We start from the raw sequence: 20,664 nt of genomic DNA, 5'->3' as shown, positions 1-20,664 counted from the left end.
ATCCTTCGGACAGCGGATCGGCTGGCTCAGGTCTATAGCACGGCTTGGGTCTGGGTCACCTTCGCGACGAGCTTGCCCGTGTCATCACGGATCTCGGTTTCCACCACGATGAACGAGCGACCCGCGTGCAGCGGCGTCGACGAGCCGGTGGCATAGCCGGAGCGGACCGCGCGGACGAAGTTGGTCTTCGATTCGACCGTGGTGGTGCCCGCCTTGCCTTCCGGCAGGTTCAGGTAGGCACACACCGCGCCCGTCGCGTCCGCCAGCGACATCAGCACGCCGCCGTGCAGCACGCCGCCCAGCGTGCACAGCGATTCGGCCCAGGCGACGCGGCTGCGCACCAGCTCGGGCCCGTGCTCGAGCACCTCGATACCGAGCCGCTCGGTGAACGGCATGGTCTGGTGGAAAAGCTTGGTGCCCGGCTCATCGATCATGATCGCGATACTGCCCGATCCGGCGCCGCCGGTCGATTACCCGCGAGGTAATGCTTATCGGTCCGGCCAGGTGCGCCGTTGCGCGGCATGGGTGCCCACCGCGGCGATCACCAGGGTGGCGGTGAGCCCGCCGAGCAGCATCACGGTGGCGGGCGAACCGCGGTCGACCACCAGGCCACCGGCTAGTGCGCCGAGGGAGAACGTCGCCTGGAAGGCGGCGGTGAACAGCACCGAGGCCGCTTCCGGCGCGTCAGGGACCGCCTTGGCGAACCAGGCTTGCGAGGACACCGGCACCGCACCGTATCCGATGCCCCAGATGACAAGCAGGACAAGGGCACCCGCCTCCCACCGGCCGAGCACCGGCAGCAATAGCGTCGCGGCCGCGATCAAGGCCGCGGCGCAGCCGAAGGTGAGGTGCGGTCGCCGCGTGATCGCGGCGCCGCCGAGGAAGTTGCCGAGAATGCCCGCGCTGCCGTAGATCAGCAGCAGCAGCGTGATCATGCCCGGTCCGAGATGGGTTACCTGTTCGAGGAACGGTGTGACGTAGGTGTAGGCGCCGAACTGGGCAAGCACAACGAGAAACGTTGCCAGCAACGCGAATCGGACGTTGATGCCGCGAAGTAGCCCGCACAGCACCGACGCTCGAGTGACAGTGCGGGCGGGCAGCGGCGGCAGGAACGTCGCAAGCATGCCGAGCACCACGGCCGTCAACACCCCGACGACCACGAAAGTCGTTCGCCAGCCCGTGATCTCGCCGAGCAGGGTACCCGCCGGCACGCCGAGCACGGAGCCGAGCGGCACCGAGGAGAAGATCACCGCATTGGCCCGGCCCACCGACGGCGCGGGCACCAGGCGCTCGGCCAGCCCGGCCGCGATGGACCAGAATCCGCCGATGGTGATGCCGACCAGCACCCTGGACACCAGCACAACCCAGTACTCGGGTGCGACAGCGACCAGTACGTTGGCGAGCACTAGTAGAAACATGAACAGGCACAGGATGATTCGCCGATCGATCCGCCCGGTGGCGACCGTTGCCACCGGCGCGGTGACGGCGGCGACCAGCCCGGGCATGGTCATCATCAGCCCGGCCATGCCGTCGGAGATGGTGAAGTCGGCGCCGATCGAGGTGAGCAGGCCGATCGGCAGGATCTCGGTGGTGACGATCGAGAAGATCCCGATCATCACCGAGACGACGGCGAGCCAGCTGGTCAGTGTGCTGCGGGCGGGCGCCTCGGGAGGGGGAGTGAGAACTGTGGTCACGCCGCCAAGTTCAGCAGCGGTTCGGCCGGAGATCTGGCGGGTTTACGCCACGACCGTATCGATGGCGGAAAGCCGCTCAGCCGCGTGCGGCACGCATCGGGGCGAGGAATTCGGCGTTCGTCTCGGACTTGCGCAGGCCTTCGAGCAGCAGGTCGAGGCCCTGCTGGTTGTCCAGGGTTGCGAGGGTCTTGCGCAGGGCGTGAGTCGCGGTCAGCTCGTCGGGTGCGAGCAGCAGCTCGTCCTTGCGGGTACTGGACTGGCCGATATCGACGGCGGGGAAAACCCGGCGGTTCGCGGCGTTTCGGTCCAGTTTGAGTTCGGCGTTGCCGGTGCTCTTGTACTCCTCGAAGATCACCGTGTCGGCCAGCGAGCCGGTCTCCACCAGCGTGGTGGCGATGATGGTGAGCGAGCCGCCGTTCTCGATATTGCGGGCGGCGCCGAGGAAGCGCTTGGGCGGGGCGAGCGCGGAGGCGTCGACACCGCCGGAAAGCACCCGGCCGGAGCCGGTGCTCGCCAGGTTGTAGGCGCGGGCGAGGCGGGTCAGCGAATCGAGCAGGACCACGACGTCGCGGCCCATTTCGACGAGTCGTTTGGCGTGTTCGATGGCGAGTTCGGCGACCGCGATGTGTTCACGGGCCGGTTGGTCGAAGGTGGCCGCGGCGACGTCGGCGGGCACGGCCCTGGTCAGGTCGGTGACCTCCTCTGGACGCTCGCCGACCAGCACGAGCATCAGCTCGCACTCGGGGTGGTTCTTCGCGATGCCGTGCGAGATCGCTTGCAGCACAGAGGTTTTGCCTGCTTTCGGGGGAGCGACGATGAGTGCGCGCTGCCCCTTGCCGATCGGCATGACCAGGTCGGTGACACGGGTGGTCATGGCGTGTCGTTCGGTTTCCAGGCGCAGGCGTTCGTTGGGGTAGATCGGCACCAGGTCGGCGAAATCGGGCCGGTGCCGGATCTTGTCCGGGTGCTGTCCGTTGACGGTGCCGACGGTGTGCAGCGGCGCGGGTTTGCCGTTGTCGCCGGTGGATTGTGTTGTACCGGTGAGGAAGTCGCCGCGACGCAGGTGGTGTTCGCGGATCAGTCGTTGTGGCACGGTGATGTCGTCGGGGCCGGGCAGGTAGCCGTCGAGGCGCAGGACGCCGCGGGTACCGGCGAGGTCGAGGATGCCGGTGACGGTGCGGGCCTGGTGCTGTTCGGCCGCTGGGTCGTCGGTGGGATTGTCGTTGATTGTGTTGGTATTCATGGGATTTCCTTCTGGGGAGTGAGTTTTGGGTACGGCGAGCAGCCGTGAATGCGACGGCACGAGACGCGTCGCGGGGCAGGATCCTCGGAGGTATTCCGGAACGGCTCTGTTGACCGGGTCGGAAAGGGAGGGATCTCGAAATTCTTGTGGGAGAACTACCTACATCCACAAGTAGAAGACGTGGCCGAGAGTACAGGTTCGATCTTCGGCGCGCAATGGTGTGGATAGCCGGACGGGCGGATGCTGCACACCTTCGTCGGCAACACGTTCAACGACCTTCGTCATAGGGATATTCCCGTGCGGGTAGATACAGCGAGGCCCGGCAGGCGACGCGGGGAGCGTCACCGGCCGGGCCTCGGCGGTGTTCGGGGCTGGGTTTAGCCGTAGACGGAGCTGAAGAACTGGACCGCGCTGGCGATGCCGACCGGAACGCCGAGCAGGATCATGCCCGCGGCGGCACCGAGGGCGATGCCGACACCGGCGCCCGCGATGCACAGGCCGACCGGACCGGCGAAGAACGTCGGAACAACCAGCGGCGCGCCGATGATCGCACCCGCGACACAGCCGAGGGCGCCGCCGACGATGGTGCCGACCAGGGTGCCGATGGCGGTGGCCAGGCCGAACTGGGTGGCGGCCGTGCTCAGCGCGGTGTTGAAGTCGACCCCAGCGACGTCCTTGGCGTCGACCGGCTTGAGCATCGCGGCAGGGTGGGCGTCGGCCACGTTGGTGCTAGGCGTGAAAGTGGCGGTGTTGCCGTCGATCTGGGCCGCAATGGGCCATTCCATACCGTCTTTGAGGTAGGTCAATGGCATGCCAGCAACCAGGTGTCCCTGATTATCCAGAACCTGGAATTGCGTGCCCTGTGTCGTCAACGATCCGGCCTCGGTCTTCAGCACAACCGATTTGTCGACCACATTCGCGGTGTAGTGGATGCCGGGCAGAATGTCGGTCTGCACGGTCGACCCCGGGGCGGGGGCCGGTGCGGCAGGCTCGGCGTAGGCGGTGCCGCTCGTGATCCCTACCGCCGCAATAACCAGTGTGGACGCGGCAGCGAACTTCTTGACCCTCATACTTTTCAAACACTTTCCTCAGCAGGAGCACCTTCGGCCCATCAGGGGGCCCTAGCAGGCGCGGCCCATCAATACGAACCTTTGGAAAGGGTCGTCGCACATTATTACGAAGGTGTAACGAGAGGCGCTAGAGAAACGTCAAATAGCAGTGGAATGTGTTAAAGAAACATAAATTCGGACATTTGGTTAACTTTTAGCATCCGATAATGTGGCGCGCGACACGTTATTTCGTGTTTGAACGAGTCGCGCGTGGATCAGCTGATGCGCGCGACCACCGCGCCGGGCAGCAGCGGCAGCACCACATCCAGCAGCCGCCACGGCCACGCGGGCACACACGCCCGCCGCTGTTCCTTCTCGATCGCACCGACCATCGCGGCGACGCCCTTGTCCAGCGGCACCACCAGTCGCGTGTCGCCCGCCTTGGCGGCCATGTCGGTGGCGATGAACCCCGGCAGCAGCGTGGTGACCGCGATCGGCGACTTCGCTAGTTCGGTGCTGAGCGCCTGGCCGAGCGCGGCGAGGCCCGCTTTGCTCGCCGAGTATGCGGCCTTCTTGCCGGGCAGTCCGCGCACCGCGCTCATCGAGGACACCAGCACCAGATGCCCGGCGTTCTGCGCGCGGAAGATCTCCAGCGCGGCCTCGGCCTGCGCGAGGGCGCTCACGAAGTTCGTTGTCGCCGTGGCGATATTGGCGTTCGCCCGGCCGCTGCCGATTACCGCGCCCTTGCCGAGACCCGCGTTGACGATGACCCGGTCCAGTCCGCCGAGTTCGTCGCGCAGTTCGCCGAAAACCCGAGGCACGGCGACATGTTCGTCGACGTCGAGCGCGCGGACCGCGACGGTGATGTCGGGATGTGCCGCGACCAGCTCGTCGCGCAGTGACTCGAGCGCGTTCAGCCGCCGGGCGCACAGCGCGAGGTCGCGGCCCCTGCTCGCGAAGTCGCGGGCCATCGCGGCGCCGAGGCCTGCGCTCGCGCCGGTGATCAGAATCTTGGTCCTCGTCATGGGCCCGACCCTAGCGAGGCGTCGGCGTCAGCCGCCGGACGATCCTGTGCGCGGCGGCGGGGGAAGCAGCCGCCACGGGCCGCAGCTCACCGTCTTGAAGGCCACGTCGGTCGGCTTGATCTCCGCCCGGATCGGGCCGAGCCGGGTGAAGTTGTTGCCGATGATGTAGTTCATATCGGTGTTGTCGCCCTCTACCTTCCACAGCCTGCGCCAATCGCAGCCGTGTGCCGGGTCGGGTGTGCCTGGCGCCTCCCAGATACCGGGGAAGATGTCGACGCCCACCAGGTAGACGCCGTCCTCGGGCATCGTATTCGCGGGTTCGGCCGCCGCCGTTCCGGCGCCGAGCATGGTCATCGCGGACGTCATGGCGCCTGCGATCAGGAGCGTGCTTGCACGCATGGCGATGTTCTCCTCGAATCGTGCCGCAACCGCCGCGCAGCGGCTGACCTGGGAGATCCCCAAATCTCCGGGGCCAAGATCTACCAGACGGCACGGCTGAATGTGCCACATTCCACTTTTCTTGTGTGCACGCATAATTAAATCGCGCACGATGTTGTCATCGGTCGGTCCCGCCGCGATATCCGAGGTATGACATGTGCTCGGCTCGAGTCCGTCCGGACGGTGCGACGGTCTACATCGTGTGGCGCGCGGTGCGCGGGGTTATGTACCGACGCCGGTCTGGCCGCGGTGCTGTCGACCGACCGGGCGCTGCTGCACTGGCGGGCGATGCGTGCGCTGGGCGATAGCGGGCTGGCCGAGCAGGCGGTGCAGGAGGCGCTGCTTCGGGCCTGGCGCTCATGCGGGTTCTTCGATGAGAGCAAGGGCAGCGTCCGAACCTGGCTGCTGGCGATCCTGCGCAATGTCATCATCGACATGATTCGCTCGCGGGCCGCGCGGCCGGGCGATACCGGCTGGGACGAGGTCGGCGAGCTCAGCGACGTTCGCTACGCGCATCCCGATTTCGCGGACGGTTTGATCGACGGGATGCTGGTCGCGGAGTTGCTCGCGCAATTGCCCGACCCGCAGCGCGAGGCCGTTGTCGAGGTGATCCTGCGCGACAGGGCCTATCAGGAAGTTGCCGATGACATCGGTGTTCCGGTCGGCACGGTGAAGACGCGGGTGCACTACGCGCTTCGCTCGCTGCGCAGGCTGCCGCGCGGCGCCTGATTCGCCGGTGAACACGCCGCGCTAGCGGTAACGGTTGAATAACTGGGGTTGCTATGCTGAGGCACGCGTTGCGAGAGTGAACCACTGGGTTTGGTGTTACTAATGGGAAGGGAGGGGTGCCCTGTCCCGGGGCACCGACCGAACATGAAACAGCCAAGCATCATCAGGGCCGGTATCTGTTCCGCCGTCACGGCCGCGGTCACGGTGACGCTGTCCGGGTTCGTTCCGGTCATCGCTACGGCCGATCCGGCGGTGCCGGAACTGGCCAACAAGCTCGCGGGCAAGACCGTGTTCCTCGATCCGGGCCATCAGGGGCCCGGGCATACCGAGAACGTCGCCAAGCAGGTCAGCGACGGTCGCGGCGGGACAAAGGACTGTCAGACCACCGGCATGGTCACGGTGAACGGGGTTCCCGAGCACACCATCAATTGGAATGTGGCGCAGTTGGTGAAGACCACGCTGGAGAAGTTCGGCGCGCAGGTGAAGCTGAGCCGCCTTGATGATCAGGGTTGGGGCGGTTGCATCGATGATCGCGCCAGGGCCGCCAATGCGTCCGGTGCTGCCGTCGCGGTGAGTATTCACGCCGACAGTGCGCCCGCCGACCAGCGCGGCTTCCACCTGATCATTCCCGAGCTGCCGATTCCCGACGAGGCGATCAACGCGATCCAGTCCAACGCGGGACGTGCCGCGTCGACCGCGATGCGCGACGCCTACCTGGGCGCCGGGTTCCTCCCGGCGAAGTACGCGAGCGCGGATGGTTTGATGCCGCGCAAGGACATCGCCGGGCCCGCGCTCACCGCCGTGCCGGATGTGTTCATCGAGATGGGCAACGGCGCCAACGTCGATGACGCTGCGGTGCTGGAGAGCAAGGAAGGTCAGCTCAAGCACGCCATCGCCATCACCACCGGGCTGGTCGGCTACCTGCTCGGCCCGCAGTCGGTGACGCCGAATGTGACCGGTGACAAGCCCGCCGCGGCTGCTGTGCCGCAACAACATCCGGCGGCGGCCGAACCGCAGGCGGGGGCACCGGCCCCGCAGCCAGCGGCGGCCGAACCGCCCGCGCAGTCGGCGCCGCAGCCACAAGCCGTACCGCAGATGCAGTTCGCGCCGCAGGTTCAGTCGAATTCGCCGCAGTGGCAACCGCATCCGGCGGTGACCGAGCCGCCGACGGTGACCGAGCCGCAGTCGCAGGTGCAGGCCGCACCTCAGGTTCAGTCGAATTCGCCGCAGCTGCAAACACATCCGGCGTCCGCTGAGCCTCCGGCGGGCGTACCGGCGGTGAGCGAGCCGCAGTCGCAGGTGCAGTTCGCGCCGCAGGTTCAGTCGAATTCGCCGCAGCTGCAACCGCATCCGGCCTCGACCGAGCCTCCGGCAGGGGTGCCGGCGGTGACCGAGCAGTCGCAGGTGCAGGCCGCGCCGCAGGTTCAGTCGAATCCGACGCAGTGGCAGCCGTATCCGGCGTCGACCGAACCGCCAGCGGGCGCCCCGGCACAGCAGGGGCAGACCGCACCGCAGGGCCAGTCGTCACCCTTTACCCAGCAGTCGCCGTGGCCGGGCACCCAGCAGTCGCCGACCACACCGGGCACCCAGCAGAGCCCAACCGTGCCGGGTGAGCAGAGCGACATGTCGTCAGTCCGCGAAATCATGGACATGGTGCTGACCCTGTTGATGCCGCTGGCCAAGTCCCTCGGCGTGGACAACAACATGGTCACCGCCGAGCTGATCAATCTCGCCTACGCTCTGGCGGCCAAGTTCATCGCCCCCGCCAAGTAGCGGCTCCGCACGGCCGAACGTCACCCTCGACGAGGGTGACGTTCGGCATTTCCCGGCCAAGTATGGTGGTCGGCGTGGCTGACCGGATACCTGTTGTGATCGTCGCGGGTTTTCTCGGTTCCGGGAAAACAACGCTGCTCAACCACCTGCTGCGCAACAGTCGAGGCACCCGAATCGGCGTGGTCGTCAACGACTTCGGCGCGATCAATATCGACTCGATGCTGGTCGCCGGGCAGGTCGACGCCATGGTTTCGCTCGGCAACGGCTGCGTCTGCTGCGCCGTCGACGTCAGCGAATTGGACGAGCTGTTCACCCGGCTCGCGCAGCCGCGCGCCAAGATCGACGTGATCGTGGTCGAGGCAAGCGGTCTCGCCGAGCCGCGCAATCTGATCAGGATGGTGGTCGGCAGCGACAATCCGCGCATCCGCTACGGCGGACTGGTCGAGGTGGTCGACGCCGAGCAGTTCCCGGCGAGCAGCGCGCGCCATCCCGAGCTGACCACGCATCTGCGGCTGGCCGATCTGGTGGTGGTCAACAAGGCAGACCGGGTGCCCGAGGCGCAGCTGAGCGCATTGCGGGGCGATATCGCGGAACTGATCGGGCAGGTACCGGTGTACGCGACCACGCACGGCAGGCTGGAGCCCGGCCTGCTTTTCGACGAGCCGTTGCGCGAAACACCAAGGGTCGCCGAGCAATTGAGCTTCGACGAACTGCTCGACGACCACGATCACGACCACACCGAGCACCGTCATCTGCACGACGACTACCTCAGCGTCTCCTTCACCAGCGAGCGAGCCCTTGATCCGCGCCGGTTGATCGGTTTCCTGGAGGACCCGCCACCCGGCCTGTTCCGCGCGAAGGGTTTCGTCGCCTTCGCCGTCGCGGACGAGCGCCGCAAGTTCGTGCTGCACCTGGTCGGCCGTCATCTCGTGTTCGAGCCGGAGAACTGGGCGCGCGGCGAATCCCGCACGACCAATCTTGTGCTGATCGGCGCCGGCCTGGATACCGAGGTGGCGACGAAACGGCTGCAGGACACCGCCCACCTCGACGACGACCCGCTCGACCCGCAAACCATGCTCGGCGTGTGGCGCTACACGCCACACTGAGTTCACCCACCCGTCGGCTTCGCCTCCTGCCGTCCCCCTGACGAATTTGGCGCGTTCGGCCCGAAGCTGGCGCGTTCGGTGCTAGCGGCGGCGCCGGGCGGACATGAGACTGTCCTGGTGCCCGCCGCGTCGGCACGTGCGCAAGGGTGCGAGCAAGCCGCGCGCGGTGTCGGGTCGGCGCACCGATTCATGATCGAGACGATTCGTTTTGCGACCGACGGGAGTTTTCCATGTCAGATTCGCTGGAGAGCGCCACGGCGTACGTGATCGAAGTGCTGGAGGCCAAGGGCACCGCCACGCGCTACGACTTCGACGTGCCCGGCATTGTTGCCGAATCGCATGCGATTGCCAACGGCTGGGATTTCCGCGCGATCGAGGACGCCACGTTCTGGGGGATCGTGGCGCGTTTCCTCAAACCGTGAGGCTTCAGTAACCGTGAGGCTTCAGTCGAAGCGGGCGGCCTGTTGCCCGCGTGGCGCCGCCGTCCAGCGCCTGGCCGCGCGGCGCATCGAGCCCGCGTCGGAGTAGCCGAGGAGTTCGGCCTGGCGTGACCTGGTGAGCGGACCCGCCGCGCTGAGCCGGGCTGTGCGCGCCCGATCGAGTTCCTGCCGCCACGTGGTGCCCGCCTCCATCAAACGGCGCTGCAGCGTGCGCGGGCTGGTGGCCAGCCTGCGCGCCACGTGATCCAGCGAGACGTCGCCGGTTTCCAGCGCGTCGGCCAGCGCGGCGGCGACCCGTTCCGGCCAGGCGGTGGCCAGCGGCGGCGGTGGCGGCAATGCCTCGGCCAGCGGCTGCAGTATCGCGGCGAGTATCGGATCGCTGGTGGTCAGCGGCAGGTCCATATCGCTGGCGCGAAAGACCATGGCGTCCACCGGTGCGTCGAATTCGATCGCGGCGGTGCCGAACACCTCGACGAACGTCTCCACCTTGACCGGTGCCGACTGCCGCAGCGAAACCCGCAGTGGCACAACCGGTTCACGGACCACCCGCCTGGCCCGGCTGAGCACGGCGGCCAGGCCCCACAGCTGGGTGAGGTCGCGGCCACGGCCCTCGCCCCGGATAATGTCCAGGTAGAGGGTCACTTCGCCGTCGTGCTCGGCGACCAGGTCGAAGCGGTGGTTGGTGGTGACCGCGGCGACATAGGGCCCGCAGGTCGCCAGGCCGGCGCCGAGCGTCGGCGCGGTGGAGAACAGGTAGTCGTACAGGCCGAGGGTAGGCAGTTGGTAGCGCCGGGCCACGTTCAGCGCGACGTCCGGATCGCCGAGCCCGTGCTCGCCGATCTCCCACAGCCGGGAGAAGGTGTGGCTCGGCAGGTGCACGTCGTCACCGGCCATGGTCCATTCGGGCAGCCCGGTCTCGCGGATCAGCCGTTCGCGATCGAGACCGGCCGCGCTGAGCTGAGAGATGACGAACCGGTGCAGCAAAACCTGATCGGTACCCATCGCGTCCTCCCGCGCCTCCGGCGAACTGCGTGTGCGGAAACGCTATCTTCGGCGTGTTGATTCGTCATGGGGTCGGTGTGACGGCTTGGTTAACCGCACGCATTGACCCATTCGGACAATCCGTCGGCGAACAGCTGTCTTTTCCAGATCGGCACGTCGTGCTTGATCCGATCCACCAATGCGGCGCAGGCGGTGAACGCCTCGGCGCGGTGCGCGGCGGCGACCGCGACCACGATCGCGTCGTCGCCGATGGTCAATGCGCCGACGCGATGCACGGCGGCGACCGGCAGGCCAGCCGATTCCGCCAGCTCGGCGCATACTTTGTGCAGGAAGCGCTCGGCCTCGGGATGCGCCGAGTACTCCAACGCGGAAACGGCCTGTCCGCCATCGTGATCGCGGACCTTGCCGGTGAACACCACGACGGCGCCGTAGTGCGGCCCGGTCACCGCCGCCTCGACCGCGGCGGCGTCGAGCGGCTGGTCGCTGATCCGGGCCAGCCGGACGGTTGGTTCAGTTGTTGTCATGGCTTCCGCCTCCGGCTACTTGCGCGAGCAGATGGTCGAGCAGCGGTTCGAGCACCGCGATGCCGTCCTTGACGCCGCCGGGGGAGCCGGGCAGGTTCACCACCACCGACCGTCCGGCCAGCCCGGCAACGCCGCGGCTCAGGGCGGCAAGGGGGAACTTCGCGGTGCCGCGCTGGCGGATCGCCTCGGCGACGCCGGGCAGTTCGCGGGTCAGCACGGCGAGGGTGGCCTCCGGGGTGGCATCGGTGGGGGAGGCGCCGGTGCCGCCGGTGCTGATCACCAGCGACGGTTCGAAGCGCAGCGCGTCGGCCAGTCCGACGGTGATGTCGGCGTCCGCGTAGACCAGCGGTCCGCGCACCGAAAAGCCAAGCCCGGCAAGCCATTCCGTGAGCACGGGGCCGGTGGTGTCGACCCGGGTGCCCGCGGCGGTGCCGGTCGAGGCGACGAGGACAACCGCGGAACGTGCGTCTTCCGGCAGTGTGTTGTTCGCGGATTCGGTTGCGTGGGAGTGTGAATGAGGTCCGTCGGTGACACCCGCAGCGGAATCCGTTGTGCCGCTGACTTGGTGGAGCCCGTCGGCGGGAACAGCGGTCGGCTCCGACTCGGGCCGCACCCAATGTCCGTGCTTACCGCCCTCTTTGGTGAGCAGCCGCACCCCGTTGAGCGTCGCCGCCGGATCGACCGCCTTCACCATGTCGTGCAGCGTCAGCCCGGCGACCGCGACCGCGGTCAGCGCTTCCATCTCGACACCGGTGGGCCCCTTGGTCTTCGCGGTGGCCTCGATGGTGATGGTGGTGTCGGTGAAGCCGAATTCGACCTTCACCGAGGACAGGGCGAGCTGATGGCACAGCGGGATCAGCTCCGAGGTCTTCTTCGCGCCGCCGATGCCGGCGATCCGCGCGGTGGACAGCACATCGGCCTTGGGCATGTCGTCGGCCCGCACCAGCGCGACCACCTCGGCGGTGGTCAGCAGCTCGCCCGCGGCCACCGCGATGCGGACGGTGTCGGACTTGGCGCTGACATCGACCATCCTGGCCCGGCCCTCGCCGTCGACATGGGACAACTCACTCATCGAACTCTCCTGGGACACAGCGGATCACAGCGCCCACACGCGCACGATGGCGCCCGCGGGCAGCGAGGTGACCTCGGCCGGAATATCGATCAACACGTCGGCCCACGCCATGCTCGCGACGAGATGCGACCCTGGCCCGGACACCACCTCCACCGCGTCCGGATGCCAGTGCAGCGCAGGCAGATCGCCGTGTGTCTTGCGAATCAGCTTGCCGCGCAAGAACTGTCGCTTGCCCTGCGGTGAGCGGGCCACCTCGTTGCGCAGCGGCAGTTCATAGATGTCGACGTGGGGCAGTCCGGCGAGACCGCGCAGGATCGGCCTGGCGAACACCTCGAACGACACCATGGTGCTGACCGGATTGCCGGGAAAACTGAGCACCGGGACACCGTCGACGACGGTCAGGCCCTGCGGCCCGCCCGGCTGCATAGCGACCGAGCCGAACGTGCCGCCGAGCGGTTCGAGGACGTCCTTGACCACCTCGAAGTCGCCCTTGGACACCCCACCGGAGGTGAACACGACATCGGCGGACCTGGTCGCGTCCGCGAGCAGCTCGCGGAACTGGGCGGGATCGTCGGTGCTGTGCGCGACCGAGACGACGCTGACCCCGTTCGCGGTGAGCGCGGCGGCCAGCGCGATGCCGTTGGAGTTGTAGATCTGTCCAGGGCGCAGCGTGCTGCCCGCCGGGACCAGTTCGTCACCGGTCGTGATGACCGCCGCCCGCACCGCGCGGAACACCGGCACGGTCGGCAGGCCGACCGCGGCGAGCGCCGCGATATGCCGGGGCTCCAGGGTGGTGCCCGCCTTGGCGAGCAGGTCACCGGCCCGCACGTCGGTGCCCGCCTCGCGCACGAATTCCCCAGCGCTGCGGCCGCGTTCGATGGTGACGGTGCCGTCGTCGGCGTGCGCGTCCTCCACCGGGACCACACAGTCCGCGCCGGGCGGGATCGGCGCGCCGGTCATCACCTTGATCGCGGTGCCTGGCGGCAGCGGAGTGCGTCCGGCCTTGCCCGCCGCGACGACACCGGCCAGCCGCAGCGTCACCGGCGCGACGACCACGGACGCGGCGCGCACCGCGTAGCCGTCCATCGCCGAGTTGCGGAACACCGGCAGATCGACCGGCGAGCGGACGTCGTCGGCGAGTTGCCTGCCGAGCGCGTCCGGCACCGAGACGGTTTCGACCGGGCGCGCGGCCAGCGGCCGCAACAACTGTTCGATGGTGTCTCGGTAGTCATCGACGGGCCGGGCCGAGACGCTGGCGGGCCGAGGGTTCATGTGAGCAAGCCTAACGTCCGCTGATCGAGGTCAATCGGCCGTCTGGCTTGTGTGAACCTCACAATCTCCCGGCGCGCGCGGTGCGCGATTCCGTACCTTCTGCGACTGACCAACGACGGGCGGAGGTCATAATGGACAGGTGACTCTGGTCGAGATGGGGATTCCTGCCGTGCGTTCCGGGCGTCCCTCGCTCGACGGGCGCCCCGATACGCCGTTTCTGCTCGACCGATTCGGGCGGGTGGCCCGTGATCTGCGCGTCTCCATCACCGAGAAATGCTCGCTCCGGTGCACGTATTGCATGCCTGAGGAGGGCCTGCCCGCGATTCCGCACCACGAACTGCTGACCGTCGAGGAGATCGTGCGCCTGGTGGCCATGGCGGTGCGCGAGCTCGGGATCGAGGAGGTCCGGTTCACCGGCGGTGAGCCGTTGATGCGGCGCGACCTCGAGCAGATCATCGCGGGCTGTCACGAACAGGTGCCCGACACGCCGCTGGCGATGACCACCAACGGCGTCGGCCTCGAGCACCGCGCGCACGCGCTCGCCGCCGCCGGACTGCACCGGGTGAACGTCTCGCTGGACACCGTCGACCAGGCTGGATACGCCAAGCTGACCCGCCGCGATCGGCTCGACTCGGCGCTGGCCGGTATCCGGGCCGCCCGCGACGCCGGGTTGGCCCCGGTCAAGGTGAACGCCGTGCTCATGCGCGAAACCCTGTCCGGCGCGGCCGATCTGCTCCAGTGGTGTCTCGACGAGCGGTGTGCGCTGCGGTTCATCGAGGAGATGCCGCTCGACGCCGACCACGAATGGGCCCGCACCAACATGGTCACCGCCGCCGAACTCCTGGATGTGCTCGGTGCCCGCTTCGAGCTCACCGCGACCGGCCGCACCGACCCCTCGGCCCCCGCCGAGACCTGGCTGGTCGACGGCGGTCCCGCGACGGTCGGCATCATCGCGTCGGTCACCCGCAAGTTCTGCGACACCTGCGACCGCACCCGCCTCACCGCGGACGGCATGCTGCGCTCTTGCCTGTTCAGCGACCAGGAGTACGACCTGCGCCAGGTGCTGCGCTCCGGCGCCGACGACGCCGAACTCGCCACGCTGTGGCGCGGCGCGATGTGGAACAAGTGGGCGGGCCACGGCATCGACATCGAGGGCTTCGTCCCGCCGGAACGTTCGATGGGAGCCATCGGTGGTTGAGATCCGCTACTTCGCCGCCATCGCCGACGCCGTCGGCAAGGACCGCGAGACCCTCGACCTCCCGGTCGGCGCCACCGTCGCCGACCTGCGCTCGTCGCTGTCCGCCTCGTACGGCCCCGATCTCGACAAGATGCTGTCGGTCTGCGCCTATCTTGTCGGTGACGAGCTCACCCGCGACCCGCACACCGCGTTGACGCCCCGGGTGGACGTGCTTCCGCCCTTCGCGGGCGGCTGACGTGTAGAGAAAGCCATGCGTTGTTCGTCGTCTGGGTAGGGAAGGGTATCGGGCTCTTCCGTTCGAGGAAGGTTGGCGACCATGCACTACTTGGCGACGATTGCGGGAACCGAGCAGACGGCTCAGCCGGGAAGTCCGGAGTTCGCCGCGGGGCTCGAGAAGTACGCGGCATTCCAGGAGGCGGCCGGCGCGGCGATCGCGGGTGGTGCGGCATTGTTCCCGGCGACCACGGCGGTCAACGTCCGGCGCAGCGGCGATCAGACGTTGGTGACCGACGGTCCGTTCACCGAGCAGGCCGAGGTGGTCACCGGGTTCTACGTGTTCGACGTGCAGGACCTGGATGAGGCCATCGAGCTCGCACGGCGGATTCCGTCCGCCCTGCACAGCGCGATCGAGGTGCGTCCGATGGTGGGGTGGACGCCGCACGACACACCGGGCGCGGACTGGTGGACCGCGCTGCTGTGGGAGTCGCGGGCGGACATGATCGCCCCGGACAGTCCGGAGTGGGCGAAGATGGCGCTCGAACATGGGCAGTTCGCGGAGAAGGTCGGCGAGGCGATTCGCGGCGGCGGGGCGTTGCAGCCGCCGGATACCGCGACCATCGTCCGCGTGCGCGACGGGAAGTTGCTGCTCACCGATGGCCCGTTCACCGAGGGCGCCGAGGTGGTCGACGGACTGTACGTTTTCACGGCGGCGAGTCCGGCGGAGGCCACCGAGATCGCGGCCCAGATTCCGCGGCGACCGCAGGGACGCTCGGAGATTCGGCGCATCGTCGACATCGGCTTCTGATCGTGCCCGTCCCGGCCGTCGACGGCATCTATCGTGCCGAATTCGGCCGGGCCCTGGCCACGGTCGCCAGGTTGGTCGGCGACATCGGGCTGGCCGAAGACGCGGTGCAGGAGGCGTTCGCCGACGCGTTGCGCACCTGGCCGGACCGCGGTGTGCCCGCGAATCCCGGGGCCTGGATCACCACCGCGGCCCGCAATCGCGCACTGGACCGGCTGCGGCGCGAGTCGGCCAGGAGCGGCAAGGAGCAGGACGCGGTCCTGCTGACCGCGCCGAGCGAGGAGATCGACATGTCGCCGGTAGCGGACGACCAACTGCGGATGATCTTCACCTGCTGCCATCCGTCGCTGTCGCCGGAGTCTCAGGTCGCGCTGACGCTGCGGCTGGTGTGCGGGTTGCGGACGTCGGAGATCGCCAGGGCCTTCCTGCAACCGGAACACACAGTGGCCCAACGTCTTACCAGAGCCAAGGCGAAGATCCGCCAGGCGGGTATTCCGCTGCGGGTACCGCCCGCGCCCCTGCTGCCGGAGCGACTGCCCGCGGTGCTTGCCTGTATCTATCTGGTCTTCACCGAAGGCTACTTCGCCACCTCCGGTCCGACCGTGGTCCGAGATGAGCTGTGTGACGAGGCAATTCGGCTCGGCAAGCTGTTGTGCGCGCTGCTGCCCGACGAGTCGGAGGCGCGGGCGCTGCTGGCACTGATGCTGCTCAACGACAGTCGTCGCGCCCAACGGCGAAGTGCGGAAGGCGAATTGGTGCCGATCGAGGAGCAGGATCGGCTCGACTGGAATCGGGCGCAGATCGAGTCGGGACTGCGCTGCCTGATCTCCGCCGCCGCGGCTGGCACCGGCCCCTATCTTGCGCAGGCGCGGATCGCCGGTGCCCATGCCGTCGCCGCCACGTGGGAGCAAACAGACTGGGCCGCAATAGTTTCCGGATACAACGAGCTGTGCGCCTACGCTGACTCGCCCGTCATTCTGGTGAATCGCGCGATCGCCGTAGGGTTCCTGCGCGGCTTCGACAGCGGTCTCGCCGCCCTCGACGAGGTCGCCGACCATCCACGCTTGGCCGCTTCACATCTCGTCGCCGCGACCCGCGCCGATCTGCTTCGGCGCGCCGGGCGCTACGCGGAATCCGCGACGTACTACCGCATCGCGCTGGACCGCGCGTCCAACGAGCAGGTCCGCCGCTTCCTGTCCCGTCGTCTCACGGAGGTGACGGCGGCCTCGTAGCGGAATCGGCTGGCCGCCGGGCGAGGCGCGCGGTCCGACCGCGGTAGCGGGTTAGCATCGGCGCGCCAACGTGTTTCGCCGCCCGAGGAGGCCGATCGGACATGGTTCAACCGCCGCAACTCGCCCGTCACCCCGCTGTGCTCAAACTGCAGGAGATGCGGGCAGCCAGCCTGCAACTTCGGATCGCCGACGCGATAACCCAATTCGCCGGATCAATGCAATTCGTCTACATCCACGCCATCATTTTCGCCATCTGGATGGTGTGGGGCGAGGCGACACCGTGGCCGACGCTGACGCTGGTCGTCTCGCTGGAGGCGATCTTCCTGTCCACCTTCGTGATGATCGGCCAGAACCGTCAGGCGCAGTTCCAGCAGATCAAGGCCGACCACGATTTCACCCAGCAGGAACTCGAACTCAAGACCAACACCGAGCTCACCAGGGCGATCCACGCGATGACAAGCGAACTTCTTCGCCGTGACCAGGCCGGGCACGATCGCTAGTCGCGCCACCAGGTGTCGAGCGGGGTCACCGGGACGGTGCGCTTGTGCCGGGTGTTCAGGTAGATCGATTCGATCCGCTCGGCGACCTCTGGGGTGACGTCTTTACCCTCCAGATAGTCATCGATCTCGCGATAGGTGAGGCCGAGGGCTTCCTCGTCGGGTAGCGCGGGCCGGTCGTCCTCCAGGTCGGCGGTCGGCACCTTCGACCAGATGCTGTCCGGCGCCCCCAACTCGCGTAACAGCTCCGCCCCTTGATGTTTGGTGAGACCGGTCAGCGGCGTGAGGTCGACGCCACCGTCGCCGTACTTGGTGAAGAAGCCGGTGACCGCCTCCGCCGCGTGGTCGGTGCCGACCACGAGCATGTTCTCCTGACCGGCCAGCGCGTACTGGATCACCATCCGCTCGCGCGCCTTGATATTGCCACGCACGAAATCACGCAGCTTGTCGATCTTCAGCGCGGAGGCGACCTCCCCCGCGGCCGCGTTCGCACTCGGGCGCACATTCACCGACACCGTCTTGTCCGGCTGAATGAAACGCAAAGCGGCGCGCGCGTCGGCCTCATCGGACTGCACGCCGTAGGGGAGGCGCACCGCGATAAACGTCGCGTCCACCTCGTCCGCGCGCAGTTCCTCCACGGCGAGCTGGCACAACCGCCCGGTCAGCGAGCTATCCTGGCCGCCGCTGATGCCGAGCACGAAACCCTTTGCGGGAGTGGCGTTCAGATAGTCCTTGAGGAAATCGACCCGGCGCCGTATCTCGTCCTTCGGCTCGATGCTCGGTTGAACGCCCAACTCGGTGATGATCTGTTCGCGCAGGTTCCGCATGGCAGCCCACTTTACTGTCAGTTCACCGCGAGACAACGCGACGAACGATCGCTTCCCAGTTATCACCGATCTGGTCGCGGGAATACCCCTGTGCATCCATCTGATGCATGACGAGCGCGGCACTGAGCGTGCCGAGCAGACTGTCGGCGACCAACGGGATCTCGCCGGGGATGCCGGCCTGCCGCAGCAGGATCGACACGTGCGTCTTGAGCAACAGATACGGCGCGCCCGAATAGCGGTCCGCCGCCTCGCCGACCTCCGCCGCGCGATACAACTCGCCCTCCACATCGATATCGAGCAGCCGAGCCCGGCCGAACGCGATCAGCCGATCCAGCGGCGGCGCGCCGGGCCCGAGCGGCGGCGGCCCGAACATGAACGCCTCCTGCGTCTTGCGGTCGGAATGATCAAGCAGCGCGAGCAAGAGCCCGGACCGGCTGCCGAACCGGCGGAACACGGTGCCCTTGCCGACACCGGCCAGCTTGGCGAGTGCGTCCATGGTGAGACTGTCGACGCCCTGCTCGCGCACCAACTGTTGCGCGGCGTCGAGCAGCAGCTGCCGGTTGCGTGCCGCGTCGGCGCGCTCGGCGGGTCCGGCCGCGCCGGGCGGGGGCGGCCCGATCCCGAGCAGCGGACGCTCCCCGGGCAAGGGGACATCCGATGTGGGGTAGCTCACAGCACTCACTCAATCTCCGCGGGAAGTAATCGGACCACGGTCCGGTTAGTCATCAGTGAAAGTTCGGACAGCACACCACTCAGTACACCAGGAGTCGTCATGGGCCAGACCCGCATCCTCGCTCTCGTCGGCAGCCTCCGCGCCGCCTCGATCAACCGCCAGCTTGCCGAGACCGCCGCGCAGACGGCCCCGGAAGGCGTCGAGGTCACCCTCTATGAAGGCCTCGCCGACATTCCTTTCTACAACGAAGACCTCGATGTCGTAGGCGCCGTGCCCGCGGCGGCCCAGGCGCTGCGCGATGCGGTCGCCGCGTCCGACGGCCTGCTCGTGGTGACCCCGGAGTACAACGGCACCATGCCCGGCGTGTTGAAGAACGCCATCGACTGGGCCTCCCGCCCGTACGGTGCCGGTGTGCTCAAGGGTAAGCCGACCGCCGTGGTCAGCGCGTCGATCAGCCCGAACGCCGCGCAGTGGGCCCATGGCGACGCGGTGAAGTCGCTCGGCGTCGCCGGTGCCAGCGTCGTGGAATCCGCGCATCTGCACTTCGCCACGATCGGCGAGCGGTTCGCCGCGACGCACCCGCGCGAAGACGCCGAGGCGCTCACCGAGCTCGCGGCCACCCTGCACGAGCTGGTGCAGGCCACTCGGGCCGAATTCGTCGCGGTGTAAGCTTCGCGTCCGGTCTTCTCGAGGGTCATCTCCACGCGATGGAGGTGGCCCTCTTCGTCTGTTCAGGGAGTTTGCTGGAAATCAGCTACGGTACGAAATTGTGATCTGCACCACGGTCGTGTCGGGTTGCGAATCGAGCGTCCAGGTACTTACCGCCTTAGAATTTCATCAATGTGACTCGCAACATGTCGTGTTGGATGAATCTGTCGGCCACTAGGTGTAGTGTCTTCGGTACTGGAAGACGGCAAGGCACCCCGCTCTGCGAACACCAGCCCGAAGGGGCTGAGCAGGGGATTCGAGTCCAGATCCAGGAGTTTGCGCAGCAAGGTCGGAACGTGCATCGCTAGGTCGCTAGAACGATCGGCATACGGATCACAGGCTGTGGATCAGGCACAAGGAGAAGAGGGATACCAATGACCGTCACCGTGTACACCAAGCCCGCTTGCGTCCAGTGCAATGCCACCTACAAGGCCCTCGACAAGGTCGGGGTTGACTACGAGGTGATCGACATCTCCGAGAACGACGAGGCACGTGACTACGTCATGGCCCTCGGCTACCTGCAGGCTCCGGTCGTCGTCGCCGGTGAGGATCACTGGTCCGGCTTCCGCCCCGACCGCATCAAGTCGCTCGCCACCGTGGCGGCCTGACCGCTTCCACTTTTCGTTCCTCCGAAAGGAGAGGTGACCGTGTCCGAAGAGGCCGCGCTCGTCTACTTCTCCAGCGCCTCGGAGAACACGCACCGTTTCGTCGAGAAGCTGGGTCTCCCGGCAACTCGCATTCCACTGCACACCGCCGATTCGCTGCGCGTCGACGAACCCTTCGTGCTGATCGTCCCCACCTATGGGGGCGGTCGGCACGTCCTGGGTGGGAACAGATCCGACAAGGATCTCGTGCCGCGGCAGGTCGCCAAGTTCCTCAACGATCCGCACAACCGCGCGCTGCTGCGCGGGGTGATCGCGGCGGGAAACACGAACTTCGGCGATACCTACTGCTATGCGGGAGACGTGATCTCGCGTAAATGCGGGGTGCCGTACCTGTATCGCTTCGAACTCATGGGAACCGCCGAGGACGTCGAGCGCGTCCGAGAGGGATTGGGATTGTTTTGGCAACAACAACGACAGCACCGGCCGGAAAAACGGCTCGCTTAGAGCAGTCTTCCGCCCGCGGTGCGGACGCCACC

At 67.4% G+C, this 20,664-nt stretch carries 24 protein-coding genes; 12 read left to right on the top strand and 12 right to left on the bottom strand.

Going from position 1 to position 20,664, the window contains the following annotated elements; all coding sequences use genetic code 11:
• Positions 1 to 32 precede the first annotated feature (32 nt).
• The 6 genes from OG203_RS14600 to OG203_RS14575 form a co-directional block, all read right to left on the bottom strand.
• Positions 33 to 434 (bottom strand): PaaI family thioesterase, encoded by a 402-nt coding sequence (locus tag OG203_RS14600; RefSeq protein WP_405166185.1) that lies wholly within the window; start codon positions 432 to 434, stop codon positions 33 to 35.
• 54 nt (positions 435 to 488) lie between these two features.
• Positions 489 to 1,694, bottom strand: a complete 1,206-nt coding sequence (locus OG203_RS14595) for an MFS transporter (RefSeq protein ID WP_405166184.1) — start codon at positions 1,692 to 1,694, stop codon at positions 489 to 491.
• Positions 1,695 to 1,770: 76 nt separating this feature from the next.
• Positions 1,771 to 2,937 (bottom strand): transcription termination factor Rho, short form, encoded by a 1,167-nt coding sequence (locus OG203_RS14590; RefSeq protein WP_405166183.1) that lies wholly within the window; start codon positions 2,935 to 2,937, stop codon positions 1,771 to 1,773.
• Positions 2,938 to 3,314: 377 nt separating this feature from the next.
• Positions 3,315 to 4,007, bottom strand: coding sequence for a hypothetical protein (locus tag OG203_RS14585; RefSeq protein WP_405166182.1), 693 nt, complete (start codon positions 4,005 to 4,007; stop codon positions 3,315 to 3,317).
• Between the two features lie 254 nt (positions 4,008 to 4,261).
• On the bottom strand, positions 4,262 to 5,011 hold the full coding sequence (locus OG203_RS14580) for an SDR family oxidoreductase (protein WP_405166181.1): 750 nt from the start codon (positions 5,009 to 5,011) through the stop codon (positions 4,262 to 4,264).
• Positions 5,012 to 5,038: 27 nt separating this feature from the next.
• Complete coding sequence (locus tag OG203_RS14575) at positions 5,039 to 5,410, bottom strand: hypothetical protein (protein ID WP_405166180.1); 372 nt, start codon at positions 5,408 to 5,410, stop codon at positions 5,039 to 5,041.
• Between the two features lie 222 nt (positions 5,411 to 5,632).
• Here OG203_RS14575 and OG203_RS14570 point away from each other — a divergent pair, with 222 nt between their 5' ends.
• The 4 genes from OG203_RS14570 to OG203_RS14555 all read left to right on the top strand — a co-directional run bounded on the left by OG203_RS14570 (position 5,633) and on the right by OG203_RS14555 (position 9,479).
• Positions 5,633 to 6,178: a sigma-70 family RNA polymerase sigma factor gene (locus OG203_RS14570; RefSeq protein ID WP_405166179.1), complete on the top strand. Its 546-nt coding sequence runs from the start codon at positions 5,633 to 5,635 to the stop codon at positions 6,176 to 6,178.
• Positions 6,179 to 6,322: 144 nt separating this feature from the next.
• Positions 6,323 to 7,951, top strand: coding sequence for an N-acetylmuramoyl-L-alanine amidase (locus OG203_RS14565; protein WP_405166178.1), 1,629 nt, complete (start codon positions 6,323 to 6,325; stop codon positions 7,949 to 7,951).
• A 62-nt stretch (positions 7,952 to 8,013) separates the two neighbouring features.
• Positions 8,014 to 9,057 (top strand): CobW family GTP-binding protein, encoded by a 1,044-nt coding sequence (locus OG203_RS14560; RefSeq protein ID WP_405167877.1) that lies wholly within the window; start codon positions 8,014 to 8,016, stop codon positions 9,055 to 9,057.
• Between the two features lie 230 nt (positions 9,058 to 9,287).
• Positions 9,288 to 9,479, top strand: coding sequence for a hypothetical protein (locus OG203_RS14555; protein ID WP_378723561.1), 192 nt, complete (start codon positions 9,288 to 9,290; stop codon positions 9,477 to 9,479).
• 21 nt (positions 9,480 to 9,500) lie between these two features.
• Here OG203_RS14555 and OG203_RS14550 read toward each other — a convergent pair whose 3' ends face one another.
• The 4 genes from OG203_RS14550 to glp all read right to left on the bottom strand — a co-directional run bounded on the left by OG203_RS14550 (position 9,501) and on the right by glp (position 13,367).
• Positions 9,501 to 10,499, bottom strand: a complete 999-nt coding sequence (locus OG203_RS14550) for an AraC family transcriptional regulator ligand-binding domain-containing protein (RefSeq protein WP_405166177.1) — start codon at positions 10,497 to 10,499, stop codon at positions 9,501 to 9,503.
• A gap of 89 nt (positions 10,500 to 10,588) precedes the next feature.
• A complete protein-coding gene (locus tag OG203_RS14545) occupies positions 10,589 to 11,023 on the bottom strand; it encodes a molybdenum cofactor biosynthesis protein MoaE (protein ID WP_405166176.1) in 435 nt (144 codons plus the stop codon).
• On the bottom strand, positions 11,010 to 12,095 hold the full coding sequence (gene moaCB, locus OG203_RS14540) for a bifunctional molybdenum cofactor biosynthesis protein MoaC/MoaB (RefSeq protein WP_405166175.1): 1,086 nt from the start codon (positions 12,093 to 12,095) through the stop codon (positions 11,010 to 11,012). Before moaCB ends, OG203_RS14545 begins: the two co-directional genes overlap by 14 nt.
• Positions 12,096 to 12,119: 24 nt before the next feature.
• Positions 12,120 to 13,367, bottom strand: a complete 1,248-nt coding sequence (glp, locus tag OG203_RS14535; RefSeq protein ID WP_405166174.1) for a gephyrin-like molybdotransferase Glp — start codon at positions 13,365 to 13,367, stop codon at positions 12,120 to 12,122.
• 139 nt (positions 13,368 to 13,506) lie between these two features.
• Here glp and moaA point away from each other — a divergent pair, with 139 nt between their 5' ends.
• From moaA to OG203_RS14510, 5 genes are all read left to right on the top strand, one after another.
• Positions 13,507 to 14,565 (top strand): GTP 3',8-cyclase MoaA, encoded by a 1,059-nt coding sequence (gene moaA, locus OG203_RS14530; RefSeq protein WP_405166173.1) that lies wholly within the window; start codon positions 13,507 to 13,509, stop codon positions 14,563 to 14,565.
• Entirely contained in the window at positions 14,558 to 14,800 is a 243-nt protein-coding gene (locus OG203_RS14525) for a MoaD/ThiS family protein (RefSeq protein ID WP_405166172.1), read from the top strand. Before moaA ends, OG203_RS14525 begins: the two co-directional genes overlap by 8 nt.
• 81 nt (positions 14,801 to 14,881) lie before the next feature.
• The gene (locus tag OG203_RS14520) at positions 14,882 to 15,589 is read left to right on the top strand and encodes a YciI family protein (protein WP_405166171.1); all 708 of its coding nucleotides are present in this window, start codon (positions 14,882 to 14,884) and stop codon (positions 15,587 to 15,589) included.
• A 2-nt stretch (positions 15,590 to 15,591) separates the two neighbouring features.
• Positions 15,592 to 16,818: an RNA polymerase sigma factor gene (locus OG203_RS14515; RefSeq protein WP_405166170.1), complete on the top strand. Its 1,227-nt coding sequence runs from the start codon at positions 15,592 to 15,594 to the stop codon at positions 16,816 to 16,818.
• Positions 16,819 to 16,919: 101 nt separating this feature from the next.
• Positions 16,920 to 17,318 carry a DUF1003 domain-containing protein gene (locus tag OG203_RS14510; protein WP_405166169.1) on the top strand — a complete coding sequence of 133 codons (399 nt, stop codon included), beginning with the start codon at positions 16,920 to 16,922 and terminating at the stop codon, positions 17,316 to 17,318.
• On the opposite strand, the gene nadE is transcribed toward OG203_RS14510, so the two are convergent.
• Together nadE and OG203_RS14500 are read right to left on the bottom strand one after the other, a co-directional pair.
• A complete protein-coding gene (gene nadE, locus OG203_RS14505) occupies positions 17,315 to 18,142 on the bottom strand; it encodes an ammonia-dependent NAD(+) synthetase (protein ID WP_405166168.1) in 828 nt (275 codons plus the stop codon). The two genes, OG203_RS14510 and nadE, sit on opposite strands and share 4 nt — an antisense overlap.
• A gap of 22 nt (positions 18,143 to 18,164) precedes the next feature.
• Complete coding sequence (locus tag OG203_RS14500; RefSeq protein WP_405166167.1) at positions 18,165 to 18,815, bottom strand: TetR/AcrR family transcriptional regulator; 651 nt, start codon at positions 18,813 to 18,815, stop codon at positions 18,165 to 18,167.
• A gap of 99 nt (positions 18,816 to 18,914) precedes the next feature.
• Here OG203_RS14500 and OG203_RS14495 point away from each other — a divergent pair, with 99 nt between their 5' ends.
• The 3 genes from OG203_RS14495 (at position 18,915) to nrdI (ending at position 20,632) form a co-directional block, all read left to right on the top strand.
• Positions 18,915 to 19,484 carry an NAD(P)H-dependent oxidoreductase gene (locus tag OG203_RS14495; RefSeq protein WP_405166166.1) on the top strand — a complete coding sequence of 190 codons (570 nt, stop codon included), beginning with the start codon at positions 18,915 to 18,917 and terminating at the stop codon, positions 19,482 to 19,484.
• A gap of 413 nt (positions 19,485 to 19,897) precedes the next feature.
• The gene (nrdH, locus tag OG203_RS14490; RefSeq protein ID WP_150407919.1) at positions 19,898 to 20,131 is read left to right on the top strand and encodes a glutaredoxin-like protein NrdH; all 234 of its coding nucleotides are present in this window, start codon (positions 19,898 to 19,900) and stop codon (positions 20,129 to 20,131) included.
• A gap of 33 nt (positions 20,132 to 20,164) precedes the next feature.
• Entirely contained in the window at positions 20,165 to 20,632 is a 468-nt protein-coding gene (nrdI, locus tag OG203_RS14485; protein WP_405166165.1) for a class Ib ribonucleoside-diphosphate reductase assembly flavoprotein NrdI, read from the top strand.
• Positions 20,633 to 20,664 lie beyond the last annotated feature (32 nt).

Origin of the sequence: Nocardia sp. NBC_01499 (assembly GCF_045040275.1) — a bacterium.
Lineage (GTDB): Bacteria > Actinomycetota > Actinomycetes > Mycobacteriales > Mycobacteriaceae > Nocardia.
Note: the sequence above shows the minus strand (reverse complement) of the source record. Positions and strands in the feature narration are given on the sequence as shown.

Coding starts and splice junctions, on each gene's coding strand:
- OG203_RS14495 (WP_405166166.1), top strand. CDS start 18,915: ATGGGCCAGACCCGCATCCTCGCTCTCGTCGGCAGCCTCCGCGCCGCC.
- OG203_RS14565 (WP_405166178.1), top strand. CDS start 6,323: ATGAAACAGCCAAGCATCATCAGGGCCGGTATCTGTTCCGCCGTCACG.
- OG203_RS14590 (WP_405166183.1), bottom strand. CDS start 2,937: ATGAATACCAACACAATCAACGACAATCCCACCGACGACCCAGCGGCC.
- nrdH (WP_150407919.1), top strand. CDS start 19,898: ATGACCGTCACCGTGTACACCAAGCCCGCTTGCGTCCAGTGCAATGCC.
- OG203_RS14510 (WP_405166169.1), top strand. CDS start 16,920: ATGGTTCAACCGCCGCAACTCGCCCGTCACCCCGCTGTGCTCAAACTG.
- moaCB (WP_405166175.1), bottom strand. CDS start 12,095: ATGAGTGAGTTGTCCCATGTCGACGGCGAGGGCCGGGCCAGGATGGTC.
- OG203_RS14560 (WP_405167877.1), top strand. CDS start 8,014: ATGGTGGTCGGCGTGGCTGACCGGATACCTGTTGTGATCGTCGCGGGT.
- OG203_RS14580 (WP_405166181.1), bottom strand. CDS start 5,011: ATGACGAGGACCAAGATTCTGATCACCGGCGCGAGCGCAGGCCTCGGC.
- OG203_RS14585 (WP_405166182.1), bottom strand. CDS start 4,007: ATGAGGGTCAAGAAGTTCGCTGCCGCGTCCACACTGGTTATTGCGGCG.
- OG203_RS14545 (WP_405166176.1), bottom strand. CDS start 11,023: ATGACAACAACTGAACCAACCGTCCGGCTGGCCCGGATCAGCGACCAG.
- nadE (WP_405166168.1), bottom strand. CDS start 18,142: ATGCGGAACCTGCGCGAACAGATCATCACCGAGTTGGGCGTTCAACCG.
- OG203_RS14555 (WP_378723561.1), top strand. CDS start 9,288: ATGTCAGATTCGCTGGAGAGCGCCACGGCGTACGTGATCGAAGTGCTG.
- OG203_RS14520 (WP_405166171.1), top strand. CDS start 14,882: ATGCACTACTTGGCGACGATTGCGGGAACCGAGCAGACGGCTCAGCCG.
- OG203_RS14600 (WP_405166185.1), bottom strand. CDS start 434: ATGATCGATGAGCCGGGCACCAAGCTTTTCCACCAGACCATGCCGTTC.
- OG203_RS14575 (WP_405166180.1), bottom strand. CDS start 5,410: ATGCGTGCAAGCACGCTCCTGATCGCAGGCGCCATGACGTCCGCGATG.
- glp (WP_405166174.1), bottom strand. CDS start 13,367: ATGAACCCTCGGCCCGCCAGCGTCTCGGCCCGGCCCGTCGATGACTAC.
- OG203_RS14550 (WP_405166177.1), bottom strand. CDS start 10,499: ATGGGTACCGATCAGGTTTTGCTGCACCGGTTCGTCATCTCTCAGCTC.